Here is a 26,817-nt window from a genome sequence, read left to right on the forward strand (position 1 = left end):
ACCGTAGCCGCACCCCGCGCCGGGCGGCTATCGTGCTCGACGGCGGACGCCCCGGCGGGCGGACGCCCCGAATTGCGTGTCCGCACCCTCCCGCCGGGCCGCCCCGCGCCGGGCGCGGCCCGGCGCGCCGCCCGCACCGCCCGGTCCGGGCGGCGCCCGACGTCGCGAGGAGACACCAGAGCATGACGGTCTACCAGCCCCCCGGCACGCCCGGCAGCATCGTCGCCTACCGCTCCCGGTACGAGCACTGGATCGGCGGCGACTGGACCCCGCCGGTGCGCGGCGAGTACTTCGGCGACCCGACCCCGGTCACCGGCGAGGTGTTCACCGAAGTCGCCCGCGGCACCGCCGAGGACATCGAGGCCGCGCTGGACGCGGCCCACGCCGCCGCCCCCGGCTGGGGCCGCACCCCGCCCGCCGAGCGGGCCCAGGTGCTGCTGCGGATCGCCGACCGGATGGAGGCGAACCTGGAGCGGCTGGCCGTCGCGGAGAGCTGGGAGAACGGCAAGCCGGTGCGCGAGACGCTGGCCGCCGACCTCCCGCTCGCGGTCGACCACCTGCGCTACTTCGCGGGCGCGCTGCGCGCCCAGGAGGGCGGCCTGTCCCAGCTCGACGAGGACACCGTGGCGTACCACTTCCACGAGCCGCTGGGCGTGGTCGGCCAGATCATCCCGTGGAACTTCCCGATCCTGATGGCGGTCTGGAAGCTCGCCCCGGCGCTCGCGGCCGGCAACGCGGTGGTGCTCAAGCCCGCCGAGCAGACCCCTGCCTCGGTGCTGCTGTGGGCCGAGCTGACCGCCGACCTGCTGCCGCCCGGCGTGGTCAACATCGTCACCGGCTTCGGCGAGGAGGCCGGCGCCCCGCTGGCCTCCAGCAACCGCATCCGCAAGATCGCCTTCACCGGCGAGACCACCACCGGCCGGCTGATCGCCCGCTACGCCAGCGACAACCTGATCCCGGTCTCGCTGGAACTCGGCGGCAAGAGCCCCAACGTGTTCTTCGCGGACGTCGCCGACGCCTCGGACGCCTTCTACGACAAGGCCGTCGAGGGCTTCGCGATGTTCGCCCTCAACCAGGGCGAGGTGTGCACCTGCCCCAGCCGGGCGCTGATCCAGTCCTCGGTCTACGAGCGACTGCTCGCCGACGGCCTGGAGCGGGTGCGCGCGATGCGCCAGGGCGACCCGCTGGACACCGAGACCCAGGTCGGCGCGCAGGCCAGCGTCGAACAGCTGAAGAAGATCCTCTCCTACTTCGAGATCGGCCAGGCCGAGGGTGCCAAGCTGCTGGCCGGCGGCGAGCGGGCCGACCTCGGCGGCGCCCTGGCCGGCGGGTACTACGTGACGCCCACGGTGTTCGAGGGCGTCAACAGCATGCGGGTCTTCCAGGAGGAGATCTTCGGCCCGGTCGTCTCGGTCACCCGCTTCGAGGACTTCGCCGAGGCGATCACCCTCGCCAACGACACCCAGTACGGGCTGGGCGCGGGCGTCTGGACCCGCAACCTCAACACCGCCCACCGCGCCGGGCGCGCCATCCAGGCCGGCCGGGTGTGGACCAACTGCTTCCACGCCTACCCCGCCCACGCGGCCTTCGGCGGCTACAAGAACTCCGGCATCGGCCGGGAGAACCACAAGGCGCTGCTGGAGCACTACCAGCAGACCAAGAACCTGCTGGTCAGCTACTCCCCGGACGCCGTCGGGCTCTTCTAGACCGCGGCCTCGCGCACGCCGCGCCCTTCACGGGACGCGGAATCAGGAACCGCGCAAACACGGAGCGGGAGACCGGTCCCGGCCTCCCGCTCCGCCGCCACTCCCCGTGGCCGCAGCGCGAACGCCCTTCCGGACGTCCACGCTGCGCAACCCTCCGTAGGGCAAAACGCCCATTTCGGGATCTAAGCACATGAATGCCCGATTTTCTCGACGCGCCGCCGACATGCCCGAACACACCCGGCGAACGCCGTAAACAGGACTCCCCGCCCCTCACCCCCGGGAGTCCCGATGACCATCTCCCCCGCCAAGCTCTCCGACCCCACCGTGCGCGCCTTCGTCGCCGCGGTCAACGCGGGCGACCGCGACGCCTTCCTTGCCACCCTCACCCCGGACGCGACCATGTCCGACGACGGCTCCGACCGCGACCTGGCCGAGTGGATCGACAAGGAGATCTTCACCGTCCGCGGCCGGATGGACGTCCAGACCGAATCGGACGGCGGCCACGCCCTGGTCGCCAACTTCACCAACGACACCTGGGGCGAGATGCGCACCGCCTGGCGCTTCACCCTCACCGGCCCGAAGATCACCCGCTTCGAGACCGGCCAGGCCTGACGGATCGGGACCGCGCCCGGCGCTACCCGGACAGCCCCGGGCACCCCCGCACCGCGCGGATCAGGTTGCGCGAGCGGACGTCGCCGGTGACACCCGGCTGCATGCCGTTGGTGACGTAGCCGAAGCCCAGCCCGAGCTCCGGGTCGGCGAAGCCCAGCGAGCCGCCCCGGCCGGGGTGGCCGAAGCTCGCCGGGGAGGCCATCGGCGCGGTCGGGCCGTGCCGCCAGAAGCCCAGGCCGAAAGTGGAGTTGACGATCAGCACCCGGTCCGGCCCGCTCACCTCGGGCCCGGCCGCGCGGGTCAGCACCCCGGGCCCGAGCAGCGGCGGCAGCAGCGCGCCGGAGCCGTCCGGGCGGTCGGCGGCGCCGATCAGCGCCGCGTAGAACCGGGCCAGCGAGCGGGCGGTGCCGATGCCGCCCGCGCCGGGGATCTCGGCGGCCTGCACCGCCGGGTCGTTGAGGTCCACCCCGGGGCGCACCGAGGCGAAGGACCGCGCGGTCAGCGAGGCCGGGTCCTGGTAGGCGTCCCGGACGGACTGCTTGGGTCGCAGCCGCAGCCCGCTCGGCCCGGTCCGGGCCGCCTCCGGGGCGGGCAGGTCGACCAGCCGGCCGACCCTCGGCGCGGCCCCGGCCGGCAGCCCGATCCACAGGTCCAGCCCGAGCGGCCGGGCGATCTCCTCGGCGAAGTACTGGCCGATCGTGCGCCCGCTCACCCGCCGCACCACCTCGCCGACCAGCCAGCCGAAGGTGTACGGGTGATAGCCGTGCGCGGTGCCCGGCTCCCAGGCGGGCGCCTGCGCGGCCACCGCGGCCGCCGCGCGCTCCCAGGTCAGCACGTCCTCCAACCGCAGCGGCACGTCCAGCGCGGGCACCCCGGCCTGGTGCGACAGCAGCCAGCGCACCGGCACCCCGCGCTTGCCGGCCTGCGCGAACTCGGGCCAGTAGGAGGCCACCGGGGCGTCCAGGTCGAGCAGGCCGCGCTCGGCCAGCAGCAGCGCGGTGCTCGCGGTCAGGCCCTTGGTGACCGAGCGCAGCACCTGGGCGGTGTCCGCCGTCCAGGGCACCGCCGGTGCGGGCCGCCCGCCGACCTCGGGCCGGGCGTCACCGCCCCACAGGTCGACCACCTTGCGGCCGCGCACGTACAGCGCGAAGGCCGCGCCCAGTTCGCCGTACTCGTGGAAGTTCCGCGCGAAGGCCTCCCGTACGGGCTCGAACCCCTCGGCCGTCTCGCCCCAGATCTCCACCATCGCGCGCCGCCCTCAGCCTGTCCGGTTCCTGCTTTCCCGCCCGCGTCCGATCGCACACGAATCACATACGAATGGCATGCGGCTCACGCGCGAATCGAGCTCGGATCTCACTCGAAAAGCGTTCGAAGCGGGCCCCGAAACCCTAACCTGTCCATCATGACCAACCCTGCCGAAGAACTGCTGGACGTCGTCGACGAGCACGACCGGGTGATCGGGACGGCGCTGCGCGGGGAGGTGTACCGGCAGGGGCTCACCCACCGGTGCGTCTTCATCCTGGTCCGCGACCCGGCCGGGCGGATCTTCGTCCACCGCCGCACCGACACCAAGCTGTTCGCCCCCGGCGCGTACGACATGTTCGTCGGCGGCGTGGTCGGCTCCGGCGAGACGTACGCCGAGGCCGCCGTCCGCGAGGCCGAGGAGGAGCTCGGCGTCCACGGGATCACCCCGCGCCCGCTCTTCAAGTTCCTCTTCCGGCAGGACCGGCTCTCCTGGTGGAGCGACATGTACGAGGCCGAGTGGGACGGCCCGGTCCAGCCGCAGGAGTCCGAGGTCGCCTGGCACGCCTGGCTCACCCCCGCCGAGCTCGCCGACCGCCTCGCCCGCGACCACTTCGTCCCCGACGGCCGCGAGGCCTACCGCCGCTACCTGGACCTCCACGCCGCATAGGCCCGGCCCTGGACGGCGGATAGGGTGGCGCGCATGGCCTCCCGTACGCCGTCGCCGACGGCCGCCCGCGCTGCACGGACTCCCGCCCCGGAGCAGGCCTCGAAGCAGGCACCGGACCGGGCGGCGGGCCGGACGCCGGACCGGGCGGCTGCCGGTGAGCGGCCGCGCCGCAGGCTCAGCGTGGACGAGCGGCGCGAACAGCTGATCGCCGTCGCGCTGGAGCTGTTCAGCCGCCGACCGCCGGAGGAGGTGTCGATCGACGACATCGCCGCCGCCGCGGGGGCCTCCCGGCCGCTGGTGTACCACTACTTCCCCGGCAAGCAGGCGCTGTACGAGGAGTCGCTGCGCCGGGCCGGGCGGGAGCTCTCGGCGCGCTTCGAGGAGGCCGCCGACGGGCCGCTGTCCGAGCGGCTGTACCGGGTGATGGGCCGCTACCTGGACTTCGTGCAGAGCCACGGGCCCGGCTTCGCGGCGCTGCTGCGCGGCGGCTCGGTGGCGGCCAGCGCCGGCACCTCGGCGGTGATCGACGAGGTACGGCGGGCCGCCCACGACCAGATCCTCTCCCACCTGGCGATCCCCACGCCGAGCCCCGGGCTGCGGCTGACCGTCCGGGCCTGGATCGCCAACGCCGAGATCACCTCGCTGGAGTGGCTGGCCGAGCGCTCGGTGCCGCTGGAGGACCTGCAGCTGCACCTGGTGCAGGAGTTCGTCGCCTCCCTCACCCTCACCGCCGCCCGGGAGCCGGCGCTCGCCGCCGAACTCGCCTCGTTCTTCGCGGACGAGCGTCCTGACGGCCCGACCGGGCGCCTGGTGCGGGAGCTCGCCGGACTGTTCGCCGTCCCCGGGATCGCCGAGGCGGTCACCGCGCTCGCCACCGCACCCTCCGGCGAAACGTCCCCGCAGGCCACGGGCGAAACGGCCGCGGCTCCCATCGGGTGATCGGCCGGTTCGGTCCCGACAGCGGGCTCTGATAGGAATGAGCACGGATCCGACGGCACGCCACCACGGCGCGCACGGACCCAGCCGAACCAGCGGACCGCAGACGCAGCAGAGCGGGGGGCTCAACAGTTGACCCAGGACGTCCAGTTCAGCGCGGAGGCCAATCCCTTCGCAGCGGCGGAGCAGGTCTGCGCGACCCTCGGCACGCTCACCGACGCCCTCTTCGACGAGCGCACCTCCCGCCATCCTGCGGCCTCACTCGGTGCCCTGCGTCCGGCCGAACACCCCGCCGCCGAGGCGCTGTTCGGCCTCCCGCTGGCCCCGAACGGCCCGGTACACGCGGCCGTGGACCGGCTCGGCACGGTGCTCACCGCCGGCACGGCCCGCCCCGGCACCGGCGCCCGGGTCGCCGACCGGGTGACCGCCGCCCTGCACACCCGCTACGGCGGCGGGACGGTGCGCGGCGCGATCGCCGACCGGGGCACCACCTCGGCCGCGCTGTTCCAACTGCCGGTCACCGGCGAGTTCGCCGACCCCAAGCTGCGCCCGCCGTTCGCCCCGGCACTGGCCGCGCTGGCCGCCGGGCAGCAGACCCGCCGGCCGGTCGAACTGGCCACCGGCGCGGGTGCCGAGGTCCGACTCGTGGTCCCGCCCGGCTTCCACCCGCTGACCTCCCCCGGCGGTCCGGCCGGGGTCTGCTCCCGTACGGTGCCCGCGCCGGCGGGCGGGGCGGACGGCGTCGACCCGGCCACCGCCGCGGCCGCCGAGGAACTGACCGGGCATCTGGCCGAGGTCGCCGAGGAGCTGTTCAGCGGTGACGGTCCGGAGCAGCGCCGCGACTTCGCGGTCATCTCCGCCACCCTCGCCGACCTGGTCCACGACGCCGGCACGGTCTACGCGGGCGTCTGCGCGCTGGACGTGGACGGCCGGACCTCCGACGCCGCCCTCGTCGTCTCGCTCGCCCGGCACCCGCTGCCGATCACCGCGCTCGCCACCGAGCTCGCCACCGTCCGGCGGCACGCCGAGGTGTGGACGGTCCTGCTGCCGGCCGGGCCGGCCGCCGTCCTGGTCGAGGGACGGACCGTCCCGGTGCCGGGGCCGCTGTCCGCCGACGGGCAGCGGCGCTGGGTGGTCACCTCGGCGGTCGAGGCCTTCGTCCCGCTGCCGGACGGCGGCACCGTGCTCTGCGTCCAGCTGTCCACGGCGCAGCCGGAGGACTGGGACCTGTACACGCGGGCGTTCGCGGAGCTGCTGAAGAGCGTTCAGTTCGGCTGGGACGGGGAGGTGGCCGGCGCCGTGCGCGCGCCCGTGCCCGCCGCGTCTGCTGCCGTTCCCGCTCCCGCTCCCGTCGAGCAGGAGCCGGAAGAGGTGCCGGCGCAGCTGCCGCCCGAGGACTTCAACCCGTTCGCACCCGTCGCGGAGGCCTCCCCGGCCGACGCCGAGCCGCAGGCGGCGCCGGCCAGGCGGAAGGGCACGCCGGTCATGGTGCCCCCGCCGGACTTCAACCCCTTCGCCCCGGAAAGCCTCCCGTCCACCCCGGAGACGCCCCCGGCAGCGGCCGCCCCGGCCACCGACCCGTTCGGCACGGTGACGGCCGACCAGTCGGACCCGTTCGGCACCACGCTCGCGGCGCAGGGCCCGGCCGTCCCGCCGCCGCCCTCCGCACCGCCGGCCGTTCCCGCGCAGGCTGCTGCCGCGCAGCACGCGCCGCGGAAGGGCACGCCCGTCATGGTGCCCCCGCCGGACTTCAACCCCTTCGCCCCGGGAAGCCTCCCGTCCACCCCGGAGGAGACGACGGAGACCGACGCGGCGGAGGCTTCGGGCCCGGAGACCAGGCCGTTCGGCTGAGCCCCGACAACTGCCCCCTCCACCAGGGTCCACCCTGCGGAGGCCGCGACAACGCGACGCCGCAGTCCGGCAGTTGACCGCAGCGGTGGACAACGCCCGGACGCGGAAGGAAGGTTGGGAGGCCCTGCGCCGTCAGCCCGCGCGCCGGGCCAGGTGGACCACGTCCGGTACGCCGCGGCTGACCGGGATCTCGTGCGTGACGACGTCGGAGAAGCCCGCCGCCCGCAGTGCCTCCTCGAAGTCCGCGGAGGGCTGCGCGCTCCACACCGCCAGCACCCCGCCCGGCTGCAGCCGGTGCCAGAGCACCGCGAGCCCGTCGGCGCCGTACAGCCCGGCGTTGGAGTCGGTGACGGTCCAGTCCGGGCCGTTGTCGATGTCGAGGCACAGCGCGTCGTAGCGCGCGCCGTCGGCCGCCGCCAGGTACTCCAGCAGGTCGGTGTGGAGGACCTGGACCCGCTGGTCCTCCAGCGCGCCGCCGGAGAAGGCGTCAAGCGGCCCGCTCCGGTGCCAGTCGATGATGGCGCTCTCGCGCTCGACGATGGCGATCCGCCCCCAGCGCGGCTCGGCCGCCGCGTACGCCAGCGAGAAGCCGACGCCGAGGCCTCCGATCAGCACGGAGGGCTCCGCGGGGGCGCCGGTGCGGTCCAGTTCGTCCAGCGCCGCCTGGATCAGCAGGCGTTCGGAGCGGCCGTCGGCGGTGTCCATCAGGAAGCAGCCGTTGGCGATGATCTCGAAGTGCCGACCGCGCCGACGCAGTACCACCTCGCCGAACGGGCCGTCCCGCCGGTCGAGCGTGACGACGGCCTCGTGAGCGTCCCGTTCGGGCAGTGCGGTGGACATGCGGCTTCCTCAGCGGACTCGGGTGCAGGAGCGTCCCGGCGGACGAGTACCCGCCCGACAATAGCCGAGTCCGCCCCTGCGCCCGTCACGTCGTGACCAGCACCCCGGCGTAGGAGACGCCCGCGACGACCACCCAGGAGCCGAGCCCGAGCAGGGCGAGGCGCCCGCCGGTGCGGACCATGGTCGGCAGGTGCACGGCGCTGCCGAGGCCGAACAGCGCGGCGGCCAGCAGCAGTTCCTGGGCGTCCCCGGCGAGCGTGAGCGCCCGCTCCGGAAGCACCCCGGTGGTCCGCAGCACGATCATCGCGAGGAACCCCGCCACGAACAGCGGGACGATCGGCGGGCGGCTACCGGTCCTGACCGGGCTCTTCGCAGGGCCTTCCCCGGACTCCTGGCCTTCCCCGGACTCCTGGCCGGCCTCGGCGACGGCCTCCCCGGCCCGTCGCGCCCGGCGCCGCACCGTGACGGCCATCCCGGCGACCAGCGGCGCCAGCAGCATCACCCGCATCAGCTTGACCAGGACGGCCTCCCGCAACGCGCCCGCCCCGCCGGTCTGCGCGGTGGCGACCACCTGCCCGACGTCGTGCACGCTCGCACCGACCCACCGCCCGAACTCCACGTCGCCCAGCCCGAACGGCTGCTGGAGCAGCGGCAGCACGGCGATGGCCAGCGTCCCGCACAGGGTGACCAGGGCCACCGAGGCGGCGACGTCCTCCTCCTCGCTGCCGGCCGCCTGGCTGACCGCGCCGATCGCCGAGGCTCCGCAGATGGAGTACCCGGTGGCGACCAGCAGCGGCTGGTCGCCCGGCAAGCCGAGCCGCCGGCCGAGCCAGAGGGTGCCGGTGAAGGTGGCCGCGACCACCGCGAGCACCATGGCGACGGTGGCCCAGCCGAGGCCGAGCACGTCGTCCAGGCTGAGCTTGAGCCCGAGCAGGACGATGCCGAGCCGCATCAGCCGCTTGCCGGCCATGGACAGCCCCGGCCGGGCCACCCCGCGCACCACCGGGCGCAGCCCGGGCAGGTGCGCCGCCGCCATCCCGAGCACGACGGCTGCGGTGAGCTTGGGCACGGCGGGCACGGCCGCGTGGACGGCGATCGCGGCGGCCACCCCGGCCGCCGCGAGCAGCAGGCCGGGGGCGTCCCCGCCGAGCGGGGGCAGTGAGCGGGTGCGCGCGGCGCGCTCCCGGAGGGTCAGTGCCACGCCGCCCTCACTGCTGCTGGTCGGCGGGCAGCCGGTAGACGCGCCGGATGCTGGTGCCGAGCCGCGCGACGTCCGCGCCGTAGACGTGGATGGAGATGGCGGTGCTGTTGCAGGCGTTGCGCACCAGGTGGATGTCACCGGGCGGGGCGAAGGCGGCGACGGTGCCGGCCGGGCCGGCGACGTGCTCGGTCTCGACGAGGTGGGCGGTGCGGCCGTCGGAGACCAGTCGGTAGCGGGTCTCGCTCTCCTGGCCCTGGTGGACGCCGGCCACGCACCAGGAGACGTGGTCGTGGATCGGGGTCTGCTGGCCGGGCAGCCAGACCAGGGCGACGACGGAGAAGCCGCCGTCCTCCTCGGCGTGCAGGACGTGCTGGCGGTAGCGCTTCGGGTCGCCCTCGCGCTGGGCGGGGGTGAGCAGCGCGTCGGGCCCGTCGGGGTCGGCGTGCAGGTGCGGGGCGAGGCGTTCGCCGACCAGGTAGGCGGTGAGTTCCGGGGGCAGTCCGCGGTCCACGACGGCACGGATCTCGCCGATCAGGGCGGTCATCCGCTCGGTGAGCCGGTCGTTGCCGACCGTGGCTGGGAGTGTCATGCCAGCAGGTTCGGCTGCACCGACCTATCACGTCCAACGAGGGTTCTTAAGCTTCCCCCCAACCTCAGCTTATGAATCGCCCCGGCGAGCACTCGCCGGGGCGACGACTCGGCACCCGATCCGGTCAGCACCCGATCCGGCTCGCCGCCGCCCGCCGCAGGTGGTCCAGCACCAGCCCGGTGGCCGGGATCCGCCGGTGCTCGCGCAGCACGTACGCGCTCACCTGCCGGCGCAGGTGCGGTTCGACGGCCCGCCCGGTGACCTTGCGGTGGCACATGAAGGAGAGCACCAGCGCGGGCATCAGCGCGATCCCCACCCCGGCGGCGACCAGGCTCTGCACCGCGAGGTTGTCGTCCGTGGAGAACACGATGTCCGGCGCGAAGCCTTCCTCCGCGCAGACGTTCAGCAGGTTGGCCCGGCAGCGCGGGCACCCGGCGATCCAGCGCTCGCCGTCGAGGTCGGCGAGCCGGACGGCGTGCCGGCGGCCGAGCGGGTGCCCGACCGGCAGCAGCACGGTGAGCAGGTCCTCCATCAGCGGGATCTCGTCCAGCCCGTCGGGCACCTCGGTCGCGCTGCCGGGGTAGCGGAAGGCCAGCGCGATGTCGCACTCCCCGCGCAGCAGTCGCTGGACGGAGTCCGGCGGTTCGGCCTCCAGCAGCTCGACCCGCACACCGGGGTGTTCGGCGAGCAGCCGGGCCATCGCCTCGGGTATCAGCGTGGCGTTGGCGCTGGGGAAGGCGCAGACCCGCACCCGCCCGGCCCGCAGCCGGGCGAGCGCGGCGAGCTGCTGCTGGGCGGCGGAGAGGCTGCCGAGGATCAGTTCGGCGTGCCGGGAGAGCGCCTCGCCCGCCTCGGTGAGCCGCAGTCCGCGCCCGGCCCGGGTGAACAGCGCGACGCCGACGGTGCGTTCGAGCGCCTTCATCTGCTGGGTGATGGCGGGCTGGGTGTAGCCGAGCTCACGGGCGGCGGCCGAGTAGGAGCCCGCTCTGACGACCTCGTGGAACGTCCTGATGTGCCGCGAGTCGAATACCGGCTCCATGGCCCTCCCCCGGTCGTCGTCGTCGAACCTCCGCAATCATAAGAGGAAATTGGAGATGCCCGCTCTATCCCCACCCGCACCTATGGTTCAGGATCGAACCAGACTTCTCACTGCTGCGCGGACGGCGGCAGCCCCATCGCCACCCCGGCCTTGACCACCGGCGCCCCGCCCCGCATGCTCGGGCTGCGCCGGCTGCGGCGCTCGACCCAGCGGGCGAGCCAGGAGAGCAGCAGGCACATGCCGATGTAGATCGGCGCGATCACGATCACCACGGGGATGAACGGCAGGTCGTAGTCGAGGTTGGTGGCGATCAGCTTGCCCGCGTGCAGGAACTCCTCGTAGGTGATCAGGAAGCCCAGCGAGGTGTCCTTGAGCGCGACCACCAGCTGGCTGATGATGGCCGGCAGCATGGCCCGGTTCGCCTGCGGCACCAGCACGTACGTCATCACCTGGGTCTTGCGCAGGCCGAGCGCGTAGGCCGCCTCGCGCTGCCCCTTGGGCACCGCGAGCACGCCGGCCCGGAAGACCTCGGCCAGCACCGAGCCGTTGTACAGCACCAGCCCGGTCACCAGCGCCCACAGCGGTTGCACCTTGAGCGCGACGAAGACGAAGAAGATCATCACCAGCAGCGGCATGGCCCGGAAGAACTCCACCACCACCGCGGAGAGCACCCGCACCACCTTGTGGTCGGACAGCCGCCCGGCCGCGAACAGCGCCCCGAAGGGCAGCGCGAACAGCACCGTCCAGCCGAAGGCCCTGAGGGTGTTGCCGAGCCCGCTCAGCAGCAGGTCCTGGACGCCCCGGTACTCGAAGGGCATCCACTTCCGGTACGTGAACTGGTGGGTGTGGAACAGCATGTAGACGATCCAGCCGATCAGCGCCGCGATCAGCAGCAGCGCGATCCCCCCGTACAGGCGGTGGCGGGCGAGCGCCTTCGGACCGGGGATGTCGTACAGCGCCGAGGATCCAACGGTCATCGCGACACCGCCACTCGTCGTTCCAGCAGGTTGAAGACGGCGCTGACGGCCAGGGTGATGATCAGGTAGCCGACGGCGATCCAGACGAAGGTCCAGATGATGCTGTAACCCAGCTCGTTGATCGTCCGGTAGGTGCCGAGCAGTTCGGTGACGCTGAACGAGCCGGCGATCGCCGTGTTCTTCGCCAGCGCGATCATCACACTGCCGATCGGCGCGACCACCGACCGGTACGCCTGCGGCAGCACCACCACGCTCATCGTCTGCCCGAAGCTCATGCCCAGGCTGCGCGCCGCCTCCCCCTGCCCCGCCGGCACGGTGTTGATGCCCGAACGCATCGCCTCGCAGACGAAGGCCGAGGTGTAGCAGCCGAGCGCGGCCACCGCGAAGACGAAGAACGGCAGCGTGATGTTGAAGCGCGGCAGGCCCAGCACCACGATGAAGAACAGCAGGGTCAGCGGCGTGTTGCGCAGCAGCGTCACCCACGCCGTCCCGAACACCCGCAGCGGCCGGACCGGTGAGACCCGGAAACCCGCGATCATCACTCCCAGCACCAGCGACAGCACGGCGCTCACCGCGAACAGCGAGAGCGTGCCGAGGAAGCCGTCCCAGTAGGTCGACCAGTTGTCGGTCAGCGTTTTCACGGCGCGGCCCTCTCAGTACCGGTCGATCGGCGGCGGTGTCGGCGCCGGCTCCCCGGACAGGCCCAGGGTCGCGTCGTAGGCCTTCTTCCAGTTGCCGTTCTGCTCGTTCTGCGCCAGCGCGTCGTCCAGGGCCAGGCGCAGCACGGTGTCGTTCTTCGGGGTGCCGATCCCGTACGGCTCCTGGGAGAACAGCGGGCCGACCACCTTGAGCTCGTCCGGCACCTTGGCCGCGTAGCCCAGCAGGATCGCGTTGTCCGTGGTGACGGCGTCGACCTGGCCGGTGATCAGGTTGTCCACGCAGGCCGAGTAGGTGTCGTAGCCGATCAGCTTCGCCTTCGGGTACTGCGACTGGATGCGCTGGTACGGGGTCGAACCGGCCGCCGAGCAGACCTTCTTGCCGTCCAGGTCCTGCGGGCCGTGGATGGTGTTGTCGTTCCTGCGCACCAGCAGCGACTGCCCGGCGACGAAGTACGGCCCGGCGAAGCCGACCAGCTTCTTCCGGTTGTCGTTGATGGTGTAGGTGCCGACGTAGAAGTCCACCTGGCCGTTCTGCAGCGCGGTCTCGCGGTTGGCCGAGGCGATGGTCTTGAACTCGATCCGGTCCGGCGGGAAGCCGAGGTAGGCGCCGACCATCTTGGCGATCTCGATGTCGAAGCCGGAGTACACGCCGGTGGCCGGGTTCTTCTCGCCCAGGTACGGCTGGTCCTCCTTGGCGCCGACCACCAGGTGACCCCGGCTCCGGGCGGCGTCCAGGGTCGGCGAGCCGGTGATGGACGCGGCGTCGCGCACCTGGTAGCTGGGCAGCGCGCTCGCCTGCGGGCCCTTGGGCGGCGGGGTGCCGGGCTTGCCGCAGCCGGCGGCCAGCACGGCGAGCAGCAGGACGGCGGCGAGCACCGTCCGGCTCCGGGCGGCGGGCGTGGTCTTGCTCGTCACGGGCGCCGCCTCAGTGCTTCAGGATCTTGGACAGGAAGTCCCGGGCGCGCTCGCTCTCCGGAGCGCTGAAGAAGTCCTCCGGGGCGCGGTCCTCGACGATCCGGCCGTCGGCCATGAAGACGACGCGGTTGGCGGAGGCCCGGGCGAAGCCCATCTCGTGGGTGACCACGACCATCGTCATGCCCTCGCGGGCGAGCTGGCGCATGACGTCCAGCACCTCGTTGATCATCTCGGGGTCGAGCGCCGAGGTCGGCTCGTCGAACAGCAGCGCCTTCGGGTCCATCGCCAGCGCCCGGGCGATCGCCACCCGCTGCTGCTGGCCGCCGGAGAGCTGGGCCGGGTACTTGTCGGCGTGCGCCTCCAGCCCGACCCGCTCCAGCAGGGCGCGGGACTTGGCGTCCGCCTCCGCCCGGGGCCGGCCGCGGACCTTGATCTGCGCGAGCGAGACGTTCTGCAGCACGGTCTTGTGCGCGAACAGGTTGAAGGACTGGAACACCATGCCGACCTCGGCGCGCAGCCGGGCCAGCCCCTTGCCCTCCTCGGGCAGCGGTTCGCCGTCGATCAGGATGGTGCCGTCCTCGATCGGCTCCAGGCGGTTGATCGCCCGGCAGAGCGTGGACTTGCCGGAGCCGGACGGTCCGATGACCACGACGACCTCACCGCGGCCCACGGTCAGCTCGATGTCCTGGAGGACGTGCAGGTCCCCGAAGTGCTTGTTGACGCCGCGCACCTCGATCAGCGGCGTGAAGGCCGAGGGCCCCGCCTGGGGCGGCCCGGGAACGCTGGTCACCGGCCGCGACGCCCCTTCAGCAGCCAGCCCAGCGCGCCGCCGGCGAGCAGCGTGGCGAGCAGCGCGATCCAGAGCGGCGCGGTGACGGTGAACACCCAGAACTGGATCTTCACCTTGTCGAGGTTCGCGAACAGGAACCACACAGCGAGGACGACGAGGACGCCGATCCCGATGTACCGGGTGGGGATCCCCGCGATCTCACTGCGTTTGGAGCCGGCCGAGCCGTCCGAAATCTTGGTCACCGGAGCAGTCTGCGGGCCGGGGCTCCGATTTGCCCGGTTACGCGCCCTGATGGGCGAGGGAGTAACCCGCACGGGGTAATCCGACCCCGTGCGGGTTTGAAGTGCCTTACGGGTCAACGGCGCCGTACGGGTTCGGCAGCGCCGTACGGGTTCGACAGCGCCGTACGGGTTCGACAGCGCCGACCCGCTACCGCTCGTCCCGCCAGGAACGCCAGAGCGCCGCGTACGGGCCGCCGGCCGCGACCAGCTCCGGGTGGCTGCCGTATTCGCTGATCCGGCCGCCCTCGACCACCGCGATCACGTCCGCGTCGTGCGCGGTGTGCAGCCGGTGGGCGATGGCGATCACCGTGCGGCCCTCCAGCACCCGGGCGAGCGAGCGCTCCAGGTTCCGGGCGGCGCGCGGGTCCAGTAGCGAGGTGGCCTCGTCCAGCACCAGGGTGTGCGGATCGGCCAGCACCAGCCGGGCCAGCGCCAGCTGCTGGGCCTGCGGCGGGGTCAGCACGGTGCCGCCGGAGCCGACCTCGGTGTCGAGGCCGTGCGGCAGCGCGTCCACCCAGCCGCCGGCGTCCACCGCGTCCAGCGCGGAGCGCAGTTCGGTGTCCTCGGCCCCGGGCGCGGCCAGCCGCAGGTTGTCCCGCAGGGTGCCGACGAAGACGTGGTGCTCCTGGTTGACCAGGGCGACCTCCGCCCGCACCCGCTCGGCCGGCATCCGCGCCAGCGCCGCCCCGCCGAGCGTCACGCTGCCGCGCCCGGGGGCGTAGATCCCGGCCAGCAGCCGCCCCAGCGTGGACTTGCCCGCCCCGGACGGCCCGACCAGCGCGACCCTGCTGCCCGGCGCGACGTCCAGGCTGATGCCGTGCAGGACGTCGGCGCCCTCCCGGTAGCCGAACCGGACGTCCCGGGCCTCGACCCGGCGGCCGTCCGGGTGGCTGGACTCGTCGCCCTCGTGCTCCGGCACCTCGCGGACGCCGACCAGCCGGGCCAGCGAGGCCTGGCCGATCTGCAGTTCGTCGTACCAGCGCAGGATCAGGTCGACCGGCCCGGCCAGCATCTGCGCGTACAGCACTCCCGCGGTCAACTCGCCGACGGTGATCCAACCCTTGAGGGTGAACAGCCCGCCGAGCAGCAGGGTGGCCAGCACCGCCGAGGAGTAGAACGCGTCGACGGTCGGGAACCAGACCGAACGCAGCCACAGGGTGTAGCGCTCCCAGGCGAGCCACTCGCCCAGCTTGCGGTCCGTCAGGGCGATCCGCTGGTCGCCCAGGCGCAGCGTCTCCACCGTCCGCCCGGCGTCCACCGTCTCGGCCAGCACGGTGTTCACCGCGGCGTACCCGGCCGACTCGTTGCGGTAGGACTGCGGCGCGCGCTTGAAGTACCAGCGGGAGCTGACCAGCAGCAGCGGCAGGCCGACCAGCGAGGTGAGCGCGAGCAGCGGCGAGGTGACCAGCAGGGCGCCGATCACCAGCAGCAACGACACGATGGCGACGGCGAGTTCGGGCGCGGCCTCGCGCACCGACTTGTCCAGCCGGTCGATGTCCGTGGTGCCCCGGGAGACCAGGTCCCCGGTGCCGGCCCGCTCCAGCACGCCGGTGGGCAGCGCGACCGAGCGGACCAGGAAGTCCTCGCGCAGGTCGGCCAGCGCCCGCTCGCCGAGGACGGCACCGCGCATCCGGGACCAGCCGGTGAAGGCGGACTGCACCACCAGCGCCAGCAGGTACCAGCCGACCGCGACCGCGATGGTGGCCTCGGCGGTCCCGGTGGCCAGCGACTCGACCAGGCTGCCGAGTACCCAGGGGCCGACCAGCCCGGCCACGGTGGCCACCGAGTGCAACCCCACCACCGCGGAGAACCCGCCGCGGTGGCGCCGGGCGAGCAGGCGCAGGTAGGCGCGCACGGCGGCCGGTGAGCCGACCGGCAGGGTGGTGGCCGGCCCCTGCTCCTCATGGACGGGGGGCTTCATGACGTGCTCCTCAGGTGTGCGGCGGGTCGGGCGGGACGGACGGCGCGGGTGCCCACGCGGCCGCTCATACCGGCTCCCCCACCGGTTCCGGCTGCTCTTCGCGGGTGACCACGGCCCGGTAGGCCGGCTCGGTCCGCATCAGGTCGCGGTGCCGCCCGACCACGGCCGCCCGGCCGTCGCGCAGCAGCACCACCCGGTCCGCCTGGTCGAGCAGCAGCGGGCTGGTCGCGAAGACCACGGTGGTGCGCCCGGCCCGGGTGTCCCGCAGTCCGGTGGCGATCCTGGACTCGGTGTGGGCGTCCACCGCGCTGGTCGGCTCGTCCAGGACGAGGACCGGCGGGTCGGCCAGCAGCGCGCGGGCCAGGGCGAGCCGCTGGCGCTGCCCGCCGGACAGCGAGCGCCCGCGCTCGGTGATCCGGGCGAGCATCGCGTCGCCCTCGCACTCCGGCGAGCCGTCCACCAGGGCCTCCAGCACGTCGTCGGACCGGGCGGCGGCCAGCGCCTCGGCCACCGAGACCCGCCCCGAGGACGGGATGTCGAACAGCCCGGCCAGGGTGCCGGAGAGCAGCACCGGCTCCTTGTCGTGGACCAGCACCGCCGCCCTGGCCTCGGCCAGCGGCACCGCGTCCAACTCCGTCCCGCCGAGCCGGACGGAGGGCTGCTCCGGCTCGCCGTCGGCAACCGGGACGTGCCCGCCGAGCCGCTCGGCGAGCGCCCCGGCGAAGTCCGGGTCCCCGCAGACGACCGCGGTCAGCTCCCCGGCCCGTGCGGTCAGCCCGGTCGCCGGATCGAACAGGTCGGCGTTCCCCGTCTTGTTCAGCGAGGCCTCGGCCACGCCGCTGGTGCGGCTGAGCGAGAGCACCCGGACGGCGCGCCCGGCGGAGACCCGGGCGACGCTCCAGGCGTGTGCGGCCTCGCCCAGGATCCGCAGCGGCGCCGCGAGGAAGGCGGTGGCGCCGTACACGGCGATCAGGGTGCCGACGGCGAGCTCGCCCGAGGCCGCCTGCCGGGCGCCGTACCACGTCACCCCGATCACGAACAGGCCCGGCAACAGGACCTGTTGGGCCTGCATCAGCGACCAGAGCCGGGCCGATCGGACGGCCGCGGCCCGGACCTTCTGGGAGGCGGCCCGGTACCGGTCGAGGAACAGCTCCTCGCCGCCGATGCCGCGCAGCACCCGCAGCCCCGCCACGGTGTCGGCGGCCAGCTCGGTGGCCTTGCCGCCGAGCGTGCGCTGCTGCTCGTACCGCCGCTCGAACGGCCCGATCAGCGGCCAGACGGCGGCCGCCAGCACCGGGACGCCGAGCAGCACCCCGACCCCGAGCACCGGTTCGACGACCAGCACGGCCGAGCTGACGGCCAGCCAGACGATCACCGCGGCCCGGACCCGGGCGACGAGTTCGACGTACCAGCCGATCCGCTCGACGTCCCCGCTGCCGACCGCGACGACCTCGCCGGTGGCGATCCGGCGGGACAGCCCGGCGCCCAGGTGCGAGGCCTGCCGGGACACCAGCTGCCGCACGTGGCACGCCGCGTGGATCCAGTTCCAGACCGCCTGGCGGTGCAGCAGCACGGAACCGAGCGCGGACAGCACGGCGAGCGCCACCGCGAGGGCGCCGGCCCGCCAGATCCCGGCGGCCTCGCCGTCGACGGCAGCCTGCACGCCCCACCCGAGCGGTATCGGCAGCGCCGCCTGACCGCCCATCTCCAGCAGCGCCCAGCAGGTGGCGAGCACCTGCCCGCGCCGCTGGCCGCGCTGGAGCCAGCGCAGGAGGGCCAGGGGTGAGGAGAGATCGGGACTGCCGGGGTCGGCCAACGGCAGGGGGGTGAGCAGCATGACGCTCCGATACAGAAGGGTGCGGGACGGTGCTGGAGGGTGCTGAGGGGTGCTGAGGGGTGCGAACAGGCGTGAGCGGACACGCGGGGAGAAGGTCACGAGCCGGAGGCACGGCTCTCGCGGCACGGCGGGCCCGGCTCGCGCGAACGGCGGAAGCCGGACGGCGGCGGGCGACAGCGCGGCGCCTCGCACCGGCGGCATCGGCGCGTCCGGGGCGGCGCCGGACGGGACAGCCGGACGGGACGGCCGGGCGGAGGCGGGAGGGGCACGAAGGGCCCGGATCTCAGGAGGTCATGGCCGCGAGCCTGCCAACCCCGATGTGATCTGCGCAACAGGTTTTTTCGCCACCCGGCCCCCGGATCCCCACCGGAACGGGCCTCCGGCCCCCGCAAGATTCCCCCGAACGGCGGGAACAATCCCGCCCGGGTGCCAGTTGCCCCCTTCTGGAATCACACGGACGATCAGGAGGGCACCCCTTCCCGTGAGCAACATCCCCAACGTCACGCTGAACGACGGCGCGCAGATCCCGCAGCTCGGATTCGGCGTGTGGCAGGTCCCGGACGCCGAGGCCACGGCCGCCGTCCGCACCGCGATCGAGGCGGGCTACCGCTCCATCGACACCGCGGCCATCTACGAGAACGAGGCCGGCACCGGCCAGGCGATCACCGAGGCCCTGGCCGGCGGCGTGGCCCGCGAGGACCTCTACATCACCACCAAGCTGTGGAACTCGGGCACCCGCGACTGGTCGGGCGAGCAGGGCCGCGACGCCGTCCTGCGCGAGTTCGACGCGTCGCTGGCCAAGCTCGGCCTCGACTACGTCGACCTCTACCTGATCCACTGGCCGCGCCCGAAGCACGGCAGCTACCTGAACGTCTGGAAGGCCTTCGAGCAGCTGAAGGCGGACGGCCGGGTCAAGTCGGTCGGCGTCTCCAACTTCGGGCCTGAGCAGCTCACCCGGCTGCTCGACGAGACCTCGGTCGTCCCGGTGCTGAACCAGGTCGAGCTGCACCCGTACTTCCCGCAGACCGAGCTGCGCGCCTTCCACGCCCAGCACGGCATTGCCACCGAGGCCTGGAGCCCGCTGGGCCAGGGCAAGGAGCTGCTCGCCGAGCCGGCGCTGGCGAAGATCGCCGAGAAGCACGGCCGCACGGTCGCCCAGGTGGTGCTCCGCTGGCACCTGCAGAGCGGCGTGATCGCGATCCCGAAGTCGGTCACCCCCGCCCGCATCCGGGAGAACCTGGACGTCGCCGGCTTCGAGCTGGACGCCGAGGACCTCGCCGCGATCGCCGGCGTCGCCACCGGCACGCGGATCGGTCCGGACCCGCAGGAGTTCGACTGGAACTGACGGCACCCGCCGTCCGACTTCTCTGACGAGCGGTCATGTCGAACGACCGCCCACCCCGATCAGGGGTGGGCGGTCTTCGGTGTGCCACGATCCGCCGTCGCCAATGAGCAGCGGCCTCCGGCAGGGCGGGCCACCAACACCTTGAGCCGCCGACTCCTTGAATCGCCAACGCCTCAGGCCCTCAACACACCGGGCCTTCCGTACGTTGGCGAATCGTTTTGGCTGGCGCTCAAAGGATCCCTCTAGAGCCGCGCCGCCTTGCCGAGGAGCGCCAGCGCGGGCCCGTGCTCACCCTCGTCCAGCGGGGCGAGCAGCAGCCGCTGGACCTCGGCCACGCCGGCCGTCGAACGGTGCAGCAGGTCCTGGCCCGCCGGCGAGAGCGACAGCAGGTTGCGGCGCCCGTCCGAGGGGTCGCGCCGGCGCTGCACCAGACCGCGGCGCACCAGCCGGCTGACCATCTCGGCCATCGTCGCCTTGTCCAGCGAGGCCAGCTCACCGACCGTGCGCTGGTCGGCGCCCGGTTCCAGCTCCAGCGCGTCCAGCACCGCGTACTGCGGAGCCGTCAGCTCCGCACCGACGTGCTCCGACCAGAGTTTGGTGTGCACCTGCTGGCCCACCCTGATCAGGTAGCCGATCGCCCGCTGCGCGTCCAGTATCGGCCGCGTGTCGGAGAACACGGCGACCGCGGCGGGCTCCAGCCTGGCTATCTTGGCCATCACCCGCACGATCTCCACCTGCTCCTCCGCCGTCAGCGGCTCGAACAGGGTGCGCTGCACGCGGACCACACCGCCGGTGGCCTCACGCACCGCCTGGGCACCGCTCTGCGAGAGCGCGAGCAGTTTTCGCCGGCCGTCGGCCGGGTCACGCCTTCGCAGCACCAAGCCGCGACGGACCAGCCGCGCGACCATCTCCGCCATCGTCGCCTTGTCCAGCGAGGCTCGCTCGCCGACCGTCCGCTGGTCGGCACCCGGTTCGAGGGCCAGGACCAGCAGAACGGCGAACTGCGGAGCCGTGAGATCGGCTCCGACATGCTCGGACCACAGCCTGGTGTGAACCTGCTGTGCAACGCGAATCAGGTGTCCGGGCGACTGTTGCAGTCGCGCGGACACGCGGGTCGTCGGGATCTCCCCCAGCACCATGTATCCGTCCCGATGTCACACCCGGTGTGTGTGGGACACCCGGGTGGGGCAGTAACGGCGAGTGGGCGTCCAGCTATGAGGGAGGGCGCTCCAGCCGTGCAGCCGGTGGCTGCTGGCGGACACTATACAAACGGCGGGCCCTTGCTGGCAGGCAGGGGCGGATAGTAGACGCAGGTTCGGCAACATTGGCATATTTACGCGCCCGCCACGCTCTCTCGGTAACCCGTTCTCAGTAGAAAGCCGACCGGTCGGTCCTTACCGACCGTCACGTGCGGCTCGCCGACCCTGTTCGCCCTCCCTACTCGCGGGTAGGGTGTGGCCACCCTCCCCGGGGCGCTCCCCGCGGAGACCACCCCGAGAGAGACGAGAGCGCGCATGACCGAGCAGAGCACCGCCCCCCGGGTCGCCGTCGTCACCGGCGCCGCCCGCGGCCTGGGCGCCGCCACCGCCGTGCAACTGGCCGCCGACGGCTACGCGGTGGCCGTCCTCGACCTGGACGAGACCGCCGGCAAGGACACCGTCGACCGGATCACCGCGGCCGGCGGCCGGGCCCTGGCCGTGGGCGCCGACGTCTCGGACGCCGACCAGGTGCAGGCCGCCGTCGACCGGGTGGCCGCCGAACTCGGCGCCCCCGTCGTGCTGGTCAACAACGCGGGCGTGCTCCGCGACAACCTGCTCTTCAAGATGTCCGAGTCCGACTGGGACACGGTCATGAACGTCCACCTGCGAGGGGCCTTCCTGATGACCCGCGCGGTGCAGAAGCACATGGTGGACGCCGGTTTCGGCCGCATCGTCAACCTGTCCTCCTCCTCCGCCCAGGGCAACCGCGGCCAGGCCAACTACTCGGCCGCCAAGGCCGGTCTGCAGGGCTTCACCAAGACTTTGGCCATTGAGCTGGGCAAGTTCGGGATCACCGCCAACGCCGTGGCACCCGGCTTCATCGCCACCGACATGACCGCGGCCACCGCCGCCCGGGTCGGCATGGACTTCGAAGACTTCAAGCGCGCTGCGGCCTCCCAGATCCCGGTCCAACGGGTCGGTCTGCCTGAGGACGTCGCCCACACCATCTCCTTCCTCGCGAGCGAGGGTGCCGGCTTCGTCTCCGGGCAGGTGATCTACGTCGCGGGTGGCCCCCTCGACTGAGCACGGAACCTACACAGGGTTACCACGGAGTGGGAAGCCGGACTCGCCGGCCTCCCGCTCCGTTTTCTTTACCGGGGCTTTTGCAGAATCATTCGAACACCACACTGGCATTCGATCCGAGAATCGCGGAAATCACTCCCCGGGCGGACCTCTCCCCGCCAATTGTCGATTTCACGGGAAAATGACAAATCCCTCCGGAATAGCCCCGGCGGGATGGGTAAGGTCACCCCCGTGCAAGCCCCGAGTACCCCCGCGCCCTATCCCAACCAGGGGCCGGAGCAGCTCACCACCACCCACCGCGAGCGCCCGAGCCCCGAACGAGCCCACCGCCGCGAGCCCAGCTGGCCGCCGATGAGCCGCCGACAGGCCGCCCTGCTCGCCGTGACCTGCGTCGCCTACCTGCTGGTCCTGGCCGGTGTCCTGCTCAACACCGCCCTGGTCGACCTCGACTGGTCGGTCCGGCTGTTCCGCCCCTACGAACACTGGCCCAGCCTGGAACCGCTGCTCGACACCTGGGTGGTCGCCGGGCAACGCGGCCCCTCCGCCATCGCCGCCTTCGTCTGGCTCGGCTGGCGCGCGCACCGGCTGGGGCGGCTGCGCCCGCTGCTGGTGATGGCCGTCGCGCTGCTGCTGCTCAACGTCACGGTCGGCGCGGTCAAGATCGTCACCGGTCGGCTCGGCCCGCACTACGCCCAGTACGTCGGCTCGCCCGAACTGTTCTCCGGCGGCACCATCTTCCCGTCCGGTCACACCGCCAACGCGGTCGTCACCTGGGGCGTGCTCGCCTACCTCGCGGTCCGCTGGCGGCGCACCGGCGCGGTGATCGCCGCCGCCACCGCCTGCTCGATCGGCCTGACCACGCTCTACCTGGGCACCCACTGGGTCACCGACGTGCTGGCCGGCTGGGCCGCCGGACTGCTGGTACTGCTCTCGCTGCCACTGCTGGAGCCGATGGTCGTCGCCGCCGAACAGCGGTTGGCCCGACGGCCGGGCCACTGAGCCCGCACGCCACGGCCACCGCGACCACCGGGCACCGCGACCGCCGGGCACCGCGACCGCCGGGCACCCCGACCATCGAGGACGTCGACCACCGGGAGGGAGGCCCTACCCCTCCCAGCTGCGCTCGACCACACCGTCGCGGACCGCGAGGTTGAGCCGGCCCTCACGGTGGTCCATGGTCATCATCGCCCCCGGCTCCAGCACCCGGACCGAGGCCCAGCCGTGCCGCCGGGCCAGCTCCCGGGCCCGTTCGATCCGCAGCCCGGCGTAGCCCTCGGCGTCCGCCGCCGCGTCCGACCCCGTCATCGCGTCTCCCCCGCTCTCCCCCACGGACGTAGACTGGAATCGTAGCCCCCACCCGCGCGGCCCGGAGGTGAACGGCCATGCGCACCACCACCCCGCGACGGCCGTGGCGCAGCGGCACCGAGCCGAGCACCGCCCGCAGCGACCTCAAGCTCCGCTACCTGCTGTCGCTGACCTTCACGCCGCTGTTCGCGCTCGCGACGGCGGGCTTCGCGATCTGGGCGGCGGCCTCCCCTACCGACGGCGCCCCCAGCCAGGGGACTCTGACCGGCTTCGCCGTCGCCTGCGGTCTGCTCACCCTGTTCGCCACCGTCGATCTCATCGTGGTCATCCGGCGCCGCCGGACCGAGCTCTGACACGGTGTCTCCCACGGAGTGGGAAGTCGGCCCGGCCGACTTCCCACTCTCGCACCGCCGCCGACCACGGGCTCGGTACCAGCTCAGCGGCTGCCGACCGCCTGCTTCACGAGCGTCCGCCCGAAGTCCCACATCAGCCCGCTCCCCCGGTGAGCGTCCTCCATGATGTCGGTGAAGGCGTCCACGAACCGGTCGACGTCGCGCTCCGTGATGACCAGCGGCGGGATCAGCTTGATCACCTCCAGGTGGTCACCGGACACCTGGGTCAGGATCCGGTGCCGCTGGAGCAGCGGAACGACCACCATCTGGGCGAACAGCCCCTTGCGCGCGGCCTGCAGGGCCGTCCATCCGGTGCGCAGCTTGAGCGACTTGGGCCGGCCGAACTCGATGCCGATCATCAGACCCCGGCCGCGCACCTCGGCGAGCAGCTCGTACCGGTCGACCAGCGCGGCCAGCCGCTCGCGCAATTGGTCGCCGACCTGACGCGCGTTCTCCACCACCTTCTCCTCGCGCATCACCTCCAGGGTCGCCAGTCCGGCCGCCATCGCCTGGGCGTTGGCGCCGAAGCTGGCCGAGTGCACCAGCACCCGGTCCATGGAGGAGTACACCTTCTCGAAGATCCAGCTCTTGCCGAGCGTCGCCCCGACCGGCACGTAACCGCCGGAGAGCGCCTTGGCCGCGCAGACCAGGTCGGGCAGCACGCCCTCCTCGTGCTGGTAGGCGAAGAACTCGCCGGTACGGCCGATCCCGGTCTGCACCTCGTCGCAGATCAGCAGCGCCCTGTGCTCGTGCAGCAAGGCCTGCGCGGCGCGCAGCCAGCCGGGCGGCGGCGCCAGGACGCCCTTGCCCTGGATCGGCTCGACGATCAGGGCCGCGACGTCGCCGCGCTTCAGCTCCTTGGCCAGCGCGCCGAGGTCGCCGAGCGGGATGGCGGTGTCCGGCAGCAGCGGGTCGAAGCCCTTGCGAAAACCGCTCTCCCCGTTGACGGAGAGCGAGCCGGTGGTCAGCCCGTGGAAGGCGTGGTCGGCGTACAGGACGCGCCTGCGGCCGGTGGCGTACCGGGCGAACTTGAGCGCGGTCTCCACCGCCTCGGTGCCGCTGTTGCCGAAGAACACCCGGTCCAGCCCGGGCGCGTACGAGAGCAGCCGCTCGGCGAGCAGCCCGGGCAGCGGCGAGCAGTCGAAGCGGACCAGGTCCGGCAGGTCGAGGTCCATCACCTGCTGGATCGCCGACCGCACGACGGGGTGGTGGCGGCCCAGCGCGAAGATGCCGAAGCCGGCCAGCATGTCGAGGTACTCGTTGCCCTCGGCGTCGTAGAAGTACGGACCCTTGGCGCGCTCGTAGTACTTGTCGAACCCGATGGTGTGCAGCATGCGCGGCAGTTGCGGGTTGAGGTGGCGGCCGTGCAGCTCGTACCGCTCGGCGCCGCGTTCGGCGATCAGCGCGGCGAGGTCGAAGCTGGCGGCGGTGCGGTCGGGGTCAGCCGGCATGGCGCTGGTTCGCTCCTCGGTTAGGTAGCAGGTTCTTGGCAAAGACGGCGGTCTGCGCGGCGACTCCGGTGCCGGTCAGGCCGGTCTCCTCCAGGATCTCCCCGCGTGCGGCGTGGCCGAGGAACTCCTGCGGCAGGCCGAGCACCCGCACCGGCACGTCCACGTCGGCGTCGCGCAGCGCCTGGGCGACGGCGGCGCCGACGCCACCGGTGCGGCCGTTGTCCTCGACGGTGACGACCAGCCGGTGGGCGGCGGCCAGTTCCGGCAGGGCCGGGTCGACCGGTTTGACCCAGCGGGGGTCGACGACGGTCGCGGTGAAGCCCTCGGCGAGCAGCAGCCGGGCGGCGTCCAGGCAGGCGGCGGCGGTGCTGCCGACCGCGACCAGGAGGATCTCCGACGGTCGGCCGGTGCGCAGCAGGACGTCCATCCCGCCGATCCGCTCGACGGCCGGCACGGCGGGCCCGATGGTGGCCTTGGGGAAGCGGATCACGGTGGGGGCGTCCTCGACCGCGACGGCCTCGCGCAGTTGGGCCCGCAGCTGGTCGGCGTCGCGCGGAGCGGCGAGCCGCAGACCCGGGACGACTTGCAGGATCGACATGTCCCACATGCCGTTGTGCGAGGCGCCGTCGGTGCCGGTGACGCCGGCCCGGTCGAGGACGAAGGTGACGCCGAGCCGGTGCAGGGCGACGTCCATCAGGACCTGGTCGAAGGCCCGGTTCAGGAAGGTCGCGTAGACGGCGACGACCGGGTGCAGGCCGCCGGTGGCGAGGCCGGCGGCGGAGGTGACGGCGTGCTGCTCGGCGATGCCGACGTCGAAGGTGCGCTCCGGGAAGGCCTTGGCGAAGCGGGCCAGGCCGACCGGTTGGAGCATGGCCGCGGTGATCGCCACCAGGTCGGGCCGCTCGGCGCCGAGCGCGACCAGCTCGTCGCCGAACACCGAGGTCCAGGAGACTCCGCCGCTGGGCGAGATCGGCAGGCAGGTGTACGGGTCGATCGGGTTGACGGCGTGGAAGCGGTCGGCCTCGTCCTGTTCGGCGGGCCGGTAGCCGCGCCCCTTGACGGTGAGGCAGTGCACGATGACGGGGCCGCCGAAGTTGCGCGCCTGGCGCAGCGCCTGTTCGACGGCGCCGAGGTCGTGGCCGTCGATCGGCCCGAGGTACTTCAGCCCGAGGTCCTCGAACATGCCCTGGGGCGCGAAGGCGTCCTTGAAGCCCTTCTTGGCCCCGTGCAGCGCGTCGAAGATCGGTTGGCCGACGAGCGGGGTGCGCTGCAGCGCACCCTTGCCGAGGGCGAGGAAGCGTTCGTACCCCTGGGTGGTGCGCAGGGTGGCCAGGTGGTTGGCGAGGCCGCCGATGGTCCTGGCGTAGGAGCGCTCGTTGTCGTTGACGACGATGACCAGCGGCCGGTCGCGGGCCTCGGCGATGTTGTTGAGCGCCTCCCAGGCGAGCCCGCCGGTGAGCGCGCCGTCGCCGATCACCGCGACGGTGTGCCGGTCGTGCTGGCCGAGCAGTCGGGCGGCCTTGGCGAGGCCGTCGGCGTAGGACAGGGCGGTGGAGGCGTGCGAGTTCTCGACCAGGTCGTGGTCGGACTCGCCGCGCGAGGGGTAGCCGGAGAGCCCGCCCTTCATCCGCAGCCGGGAGAAGTCCTGGCGGCCGGTGAGCAGTTTGTGGACGTAGCTCTGGTGGCCGGTGTCGAAGACGATCCGGTCGTACGGGGAGTCGAAGACCCGGTGCAGGGCGATGGTCAGCTCGACCACGCCGAGGTTGGGCCCGAGGTGTCCGCCGGTGCGGGTGACGGCGTCGATCAGGAACGCGCGGATCTCGTCGGCGAGCAGCGGGAGTTCGGCCGCCGGAAGCTTTCGCAGTTCGGCCGGGGACGTGACGCTGGAGAGCAGTGACATGGGTACACCTCACGACTCGGAGTGGTGCGGCGGTGCCGCCTCCCGGCGGGGCGGGTCCGGCCCGGGCGCGGGGCCC

At 73.0% G+C, this 26,817-nt stretch carries 25 protein-coding genes; 9 read left to right on the plus strand and 16 right to left on the minus strand.

Annotated elements, in window-relative coordinates; genetic code table 11:
• Positions 1-182: 182 nt before the first annotated feature.
• Positions 183-1,706 (plus strand): aldehyde dehydrogenase family protein, encoded by a 1,524-nt coding sequence (locus ACIQVZ_RS32320; protein ID WP_350875603.1) that lies wholly within the window; start codon positions 183-185, stop codon positions 1,704-1,706.
• Between the two features lie 288 nt (positions 1,707-1,994).
• Positions 1,995-2,318: a nuclear transport factor 2 family protein gene (locus ACIQVZ_RS32325; RefSeq protein WP_350875598.1), complete on the plus strand. Its 324-nt coding sequence runs from the start codon at positions 1,995-1,997 to the stop codon at positions 2,316-2,318.
• A gap of 22 nt (positions 2,319-2,340) precedes the next feature.
• Here the strand turns inward: ACIQVZ_RS32325 and ACIQVZ_RS32330 are convergent, their stop codons facing one another.
• The gene (locus ACIQVZ_RS32330; protein WP_350875596.1) at positions 2,341-3,564 is read right to left on the minus strand and encodes a serine hydrolase domain-containing protein; all 1,224 of its coding nucleotides are present in this window, start codon (positions 3,562-3,564) and stop codon (positions 2,341-2,343) included.
• Positions 3,565-3,720: 156 nt separating this feature from the next.
• Between ACIQVZ_RS32330 and ACIQVZ_RS32335 the strand changes: the two genes are divergently transcribed.
• The 3 genes from ACIQVZ_RS32335 (at position 3,721) to ACIQVZ_RS32345 (ending at position 7,017) form a co-directional block, all read left to right on the plus strand.
• A complete protein-coding gene (locus ACIQVZ_RS32335) occupies positions 3,721-4,230 on the plus strand; it encodes an NUDIX hydrolase (protein WP_063350117.1) in 510 nt (169 codons plus the stop codon).
• A gap of 33 nt (positions 4,231-4,263) precedes the next feature.
• A complete protein-coding gene (locus tag ACIQVZ_RS32340; protein ID WP_402454890.1) occupies positions 4,264-5,169 on the plus strand; it encodes a TetR/AcrR family transcriptional regulator in 906 nt (301 codons plus the stop codon).
• 129 nt (positions 5,170-5,298) lie between these two features.
• Entirely contained in the window at positions 5,299-7,017 is a 1,719-nt protein-coding gene (locus ACIQVZ_RS32345) for a hypothetical protein (protein ID WP_402454892.1), read from the plus strand.
• Positions 7,018-7,149: 132 nt separating this feature from the next.
• Here the strand turns inward: ACIQVZ_RS32345 and ACIQVZ_RS32350 are convergent, their stop codons facing one another.
• The 11 genes from ACIQVZ_RS32350 to ACIQVZ_RS32400 form a co-directional block, all read right to left on the minus strand.
• Complete coding sequence (locus tag ACIQVZ_RS32350; protein WP_402454894.1) at positions 7,150-7,857, minus strand: spermidine synthase; 708 nt, start codon at positions 7,855-7,857, stop codon at positions 7,150-7,152.
• 85 nt (positions 7,858-7,942) lie between these two features.
• Positions 7,943-9,052, minus strand: a complete 1,110-nt coding sequence (locus ACIQVZ_RS32355) for a YeiH family protein (protein WP_402454940.1) — start codon at positions 9,050-9,052, stop codon at positions 7,943-7,945.
• 13 nt (positions 9,053-9,065) lie between these two features.
• Positions 9,066-9,647: a cysteine dioxygenase family protein gene (locus ACIQVZ_RS32360; protein WP_350875587.1), complete on the minus strand. Its 582-nt coding sequence runs from the start codon at positions 9,645-9,647 to the stop codon at positions 9,066-9,068.
• Positions 9,648-9,771: 124 nt separating this feature from the next.
• Positions 9,772-10,686 carry a LysR family transcriptional regulator gene (locus tag ACIQVZ_RS32365; protein WP_350875585.1) on the minus strand — a complete coding sequence of 305 codons (915 nt, stop codon included), beginning with the start codon at positions 10,684-10,686 and terminating at the stop codon, positions 9,772-9,774.
• A 107-nt stretch (positions 10,687-10,793) separates the two neighbouring features.
• Entirely contained in the window at positions 10,794-11,663 is an 870-nt protein-coding gene (locus ACIQVZ_RS32370; RefSeq protein WP_350875583.1) for an amino acid ABC transporter permease, read from the minus strand.
• Entirely contained in the window at positions 11,660-12,304 is a 645-nt protein-coding gene (locus ACIQVZ_RS32375; RefSeq protein ID WP_350875581.1) for an amino acid ABC transporter permease, read from the minus strand. Before ACIQVZ_RS32375 ends, ACIQVZ_RS32370 begins: the two co-directional genes overlap by 4 nt.
• A gap of 12 nt (positions 12,305-12,316) precedes the next feature.
• Positions 12,317-13,237: a glutamate ABC transporter substrate-binding protein gene (locus ACIQVZ_RS32380; protein WP_350875579.1), complete on the minus strand. Its 921-nt coding sequence runs from the start codon at positions 13,235-13,237 to the stop codon at positions 12,317-12,319.
• A 10-nt stretch (positions 13,238-13,247) separates the two neighbouring features.
• Entirely contained in the window at positions 13,248-13,976 is a 729-nt protein-coding gene (locus ACIQVZ_RS32385) for an amino acid ABC transporter ATP-binding protein (RefSeq protein ID WP_350875699.1), read from the minus strand.
• 47 nt (positions 13,977-14,023) lie between these two features.
• Positions 14,024-14,269 carry a LapA family protein gene (locus ACIQVZ_RS32390; RefSeq protein WP_350875577.1) on the minus strand — a complete coding sequence of 82 codons (246 nt, stop codon included), beginning with the start codon at positions 14,267-14,269 and terminating at the stop codon, positions 14,024-14,026.
• Positions 14,270-14,456: 187 nt separating this feature from the next.
• On the minus strand, positions 14,457-16,229 hold the full coding sequence (locus ACIQVZ_RS32395; protein WP_350875575.1) for an ABC transporter ATP-binding protein: 1,773 nt from the start codon (positions 16,227-16,229) through the stop codon (positions 14,457-14,459).
• Between the two features lie 64 nt (positions 16,230-16,293).
• Positions 16,294-18,066 carry an ABC transporter ATP-binding protein gene (locus ACIQVZ_RS32400; protein ID WP_350875573.1) on the minus strand — a complete coding sequence of 591 codons (1,773 nt, stop codon included), beginning with the start codon at positions 18,064-18,066 and terminating at the stop codon, positions 16,294-16,296.
• Between the two features lie 481 nt (positions 18,067-18,547).
• Between ACIQVZ_RS32400 and ACIQVZ_RS32405 the strand changes: the two genes are divergently transcribed.
• Entirely contained in the window at positions 18,548-19,411 is an 864-nt protein-coding gene (locus ACIQVZ_RS32405) for an aldo/keto reductase (RefSeq protein ID WP_350875571.1), read from the plus strand.
• A 242-nt stretch (positions 19,412-19,653) separates the two neighbouring features.
• Here the strand turns inward: ACIQVZ_RS32405 and ACIQVZ_RS32410 are convergent, their stop codons facing one another.
• On the minus strand, positions 19,654-20,550 hold the full coding sequence (locus ACIQVZ_RS32410; RefSeq protein ID WP_350875569.1) for a MarR family winged helix-turn-helix transcriptional regulator: 897 nt from the start codon (positions 20,548-20,550) through the stop codon (positions 19,654-19,656).
• A gap of 375 nt (positions 20,551-20,925) precedes the next feature.
• Here ACIQVZ_RS32410 and fabG point away from each other — a divergent pair, with 375 nt between their 5' ends.
• Both fabG and ACIQVZ_RS32420 read left to right on the plus strand, forming a co-directional pair.
• Positions 20,926-21,693: a 3-oxoacyl-ACP reductase FabG gene (gene fabG, locus ACIQVZ_RS32415; RefSeq protein WP_350875567.1), complete on the plus strand. Its 768-nt coding sequence runs from the start codon at positions 20,926-20,928 to the stop codon at positions 21,691-21,693.
• A 231-nt stretch (positions 21,694-21,924) separates the two neighbouring features.
• Entirely contained in the window at positions 21,925-22,692 is a 768-nt protein-coding gene (locus tag ACIQVZ_RS32420) for a phosphatase PAP2 family protein (protein WP_402454899.1), read from the plus strand.
• Between the two features lie 105 nt (positions 22,693-22,797).
• Here ACIQVZ_RS32420 and ACIQVZ_RS32425 read toward each other — a convergent pair whose 3' ends face one another.
• Positions 22,798-22,998: an I78 family peptidase inhibitor gene (locus tag ACIQVZ_RS32425; protein WP_063350104.1), complete on the minus strand. Its 201-nt coding sequence runs from the start codon at positions 22,996-22,998 to the stop codon at positions 22,798-22,800.
• 77 nt (positions 22,999-23,075) lie between these two features.
• Between ACIQVZ_RS32425 and ACIQVZ_RS32430 the strand changes: the two genes are divergently transcribed.
• Positions 23,076-23,351, plus strand: a complete 276-nt coding sequence (locus tag ACIQVZ_RS32430) for a DUF6343 family protein (protein ID WP_350875563.1) — start codon at positions 23,076-23,078, stop codon at positions 23,349-23,351.
• Between the two features lie 83 nt (positions 23,352-23,434).
• Here the strand turns inward: ACIQVZ_RS32430 and ACIQVZ_RS32435 are convergent, their stop codons facing one another.
• Both ACIQVZ_RS32435 and dxs read right to left on the minus strand, forming a co-directional pair.
• On the minus strand, positions 23,435-24,841 hold the full coding sequence (locus ACIQVZ_RS32435) for an aspartate aminotransferase family protein (protein ID WP_402454901.1): 1,407 nt from the start codon (positions 24,839-24,841) through the stop codon (positions 23,435-23,437).
• Positions 24,831-26,741: a 1-deoxy-D-xylulose-5-phosphate synthase gene (dxs, locus tag ACIQVZ_RS32440; RefSeq protein ID WP_402454904.1), complete on the minus strand. Its 1,911-nt coding sequence runs from the start codon at positions 26,739-26,741 to the stop codon at positions 24,831-24,833. The genes ACIQVZ_RS32435 and dxs overlap by 11 nt, the downstream gene beginning before the upstream one ends.
• Between the last annotated feature and the right edge of the window lie 76 nt (positions 26,742-26,817).

This window comes from Kitasatospora sp. NPDC098663, from assembly GCF_044760075.1.
Lineage (GTDB): Bacteria > Actinomycetota > Actinomycetes > Streptomycetales > Streptomycetaceae > Kitasatospora.

Coding starts and splice junctions, on each gene's coding strand:
- ACIQVZ_RS32320 (WP_350875603.1), top strand. CDS start 183: ATGACGGTCTACCAGCCCCCCGGCACGCCCGGCAGCATCGTCGCCTAC.
- ACIQVZ_RS32340 (WP_402454890.1), top strand. CDS start 4,264: ATGGCCTCCCGTACGCCGTCGCCGACGGCCGCCCGCGCTGCACGGACT.
- ACIQVZ_RS32435 (WP_402454901.1), bottom strand. CDS start 24,841: ATGCCGGCTGACCCCGACCGCACCGCCGCCAGCTTCGACCTCGCCGCG.
- ACIQVZ_RS32370 (WP_350875583.1), bottom strand. CDS start 11,663: ATGACCGTTGGATCCTCGGCGCTGTACGACATCCCCGGTCCGAAGGCG.
- dxs (WP_402454904.1), bottom strand. CDS start 26,741: ATGTCACTGCTCTCCAGCGTCACGTCCCCGGCCGAACTGCGAAAGCTT.
- ACIQVZ_RS32425 (WP_063350104.1), bottom strand. CDS start 22,998: ATGACGGGGTCGGACGCGGCGGCGGACGCCGAGGGCTACGCCGGGCTG.
- ACIQVZ_RS32350 (WP_402454894.1), bottom strand. CDS start 7,857: ATGTCCACCGCACTGCCCGAACGGGACGCTCACGAGGCCGTCGTCACG.
- ACIQVZ_RS32325 (WP_350875598.1), top strand. CDS start 1,995: ATGACCATCTCCCCCGCCAAGCTCTCCGACCCCACCGTGCGCGCCTTC.
- ACIQVZ_RS32395 (WP_350875575.1), bottom strand. CDS start 16,229: ATGAAGCCCCCCGTCCATGAGGAGCAGGGGCCGGCCACCACCCTGCCG.
- fabG (WP_350875567.1), top strand. CDS start 20,926: ATGACCGAGCAGAGCACCGCCCCCCGGGTCGCCGTCGTCACCGGCGCC.
- ACIQVZ_RS32365 (WP_350875585.1), bottom strand. CDS start 10,686: ATGGAGCCGGTATTCGACTCGCGGCACATCAGGACGTTCCACGAGGTC.
- ACIQVZ_RS32410 (WP_350875569.1), bottom strand. CDS start 20,550: ATGGTGCTGGGGGAGATCCCGACGACCCGCGTGTCCGCGCGACTGCAA.
- ACIQVZ_RS32430 (WP_350875563.1), top strand. CDS start 23,076: ATGCGCACCACCACCCCGCGACGGCCGTGGCGCAGCGGCACCGAGCCG.
- ACIQVZ_RS32335 (WP_063350117.1), top strand. CDS start 3,721: ATGACCAACCCTGCCGAAGAACTGCTGGACGTCGTCGACGAGCACGAC.
- ACIQVZ_RS32330 (WP_350875596.1), bottom strand. CDS start 3,564: ATGGTGGAGATCTGGGGCGAGACGGCCGAGGGGTTCGAGCCCGTACGG.
- ACIQVZ_RS32360 (WP_350875587.1), bottom strand. CDS start 9,647: ATGACACTCCCAGCCACGGTCGGCAACGACCGGCTCACCGAGCGGATG.
- ACIQVZ_RS32400 (WP_350875573.1), bottom strand. CDS start 18,066: ATGCTGCTCACCCCCCTGCCGTTGGCCGACCCCGGCAGTCCCGATCTC.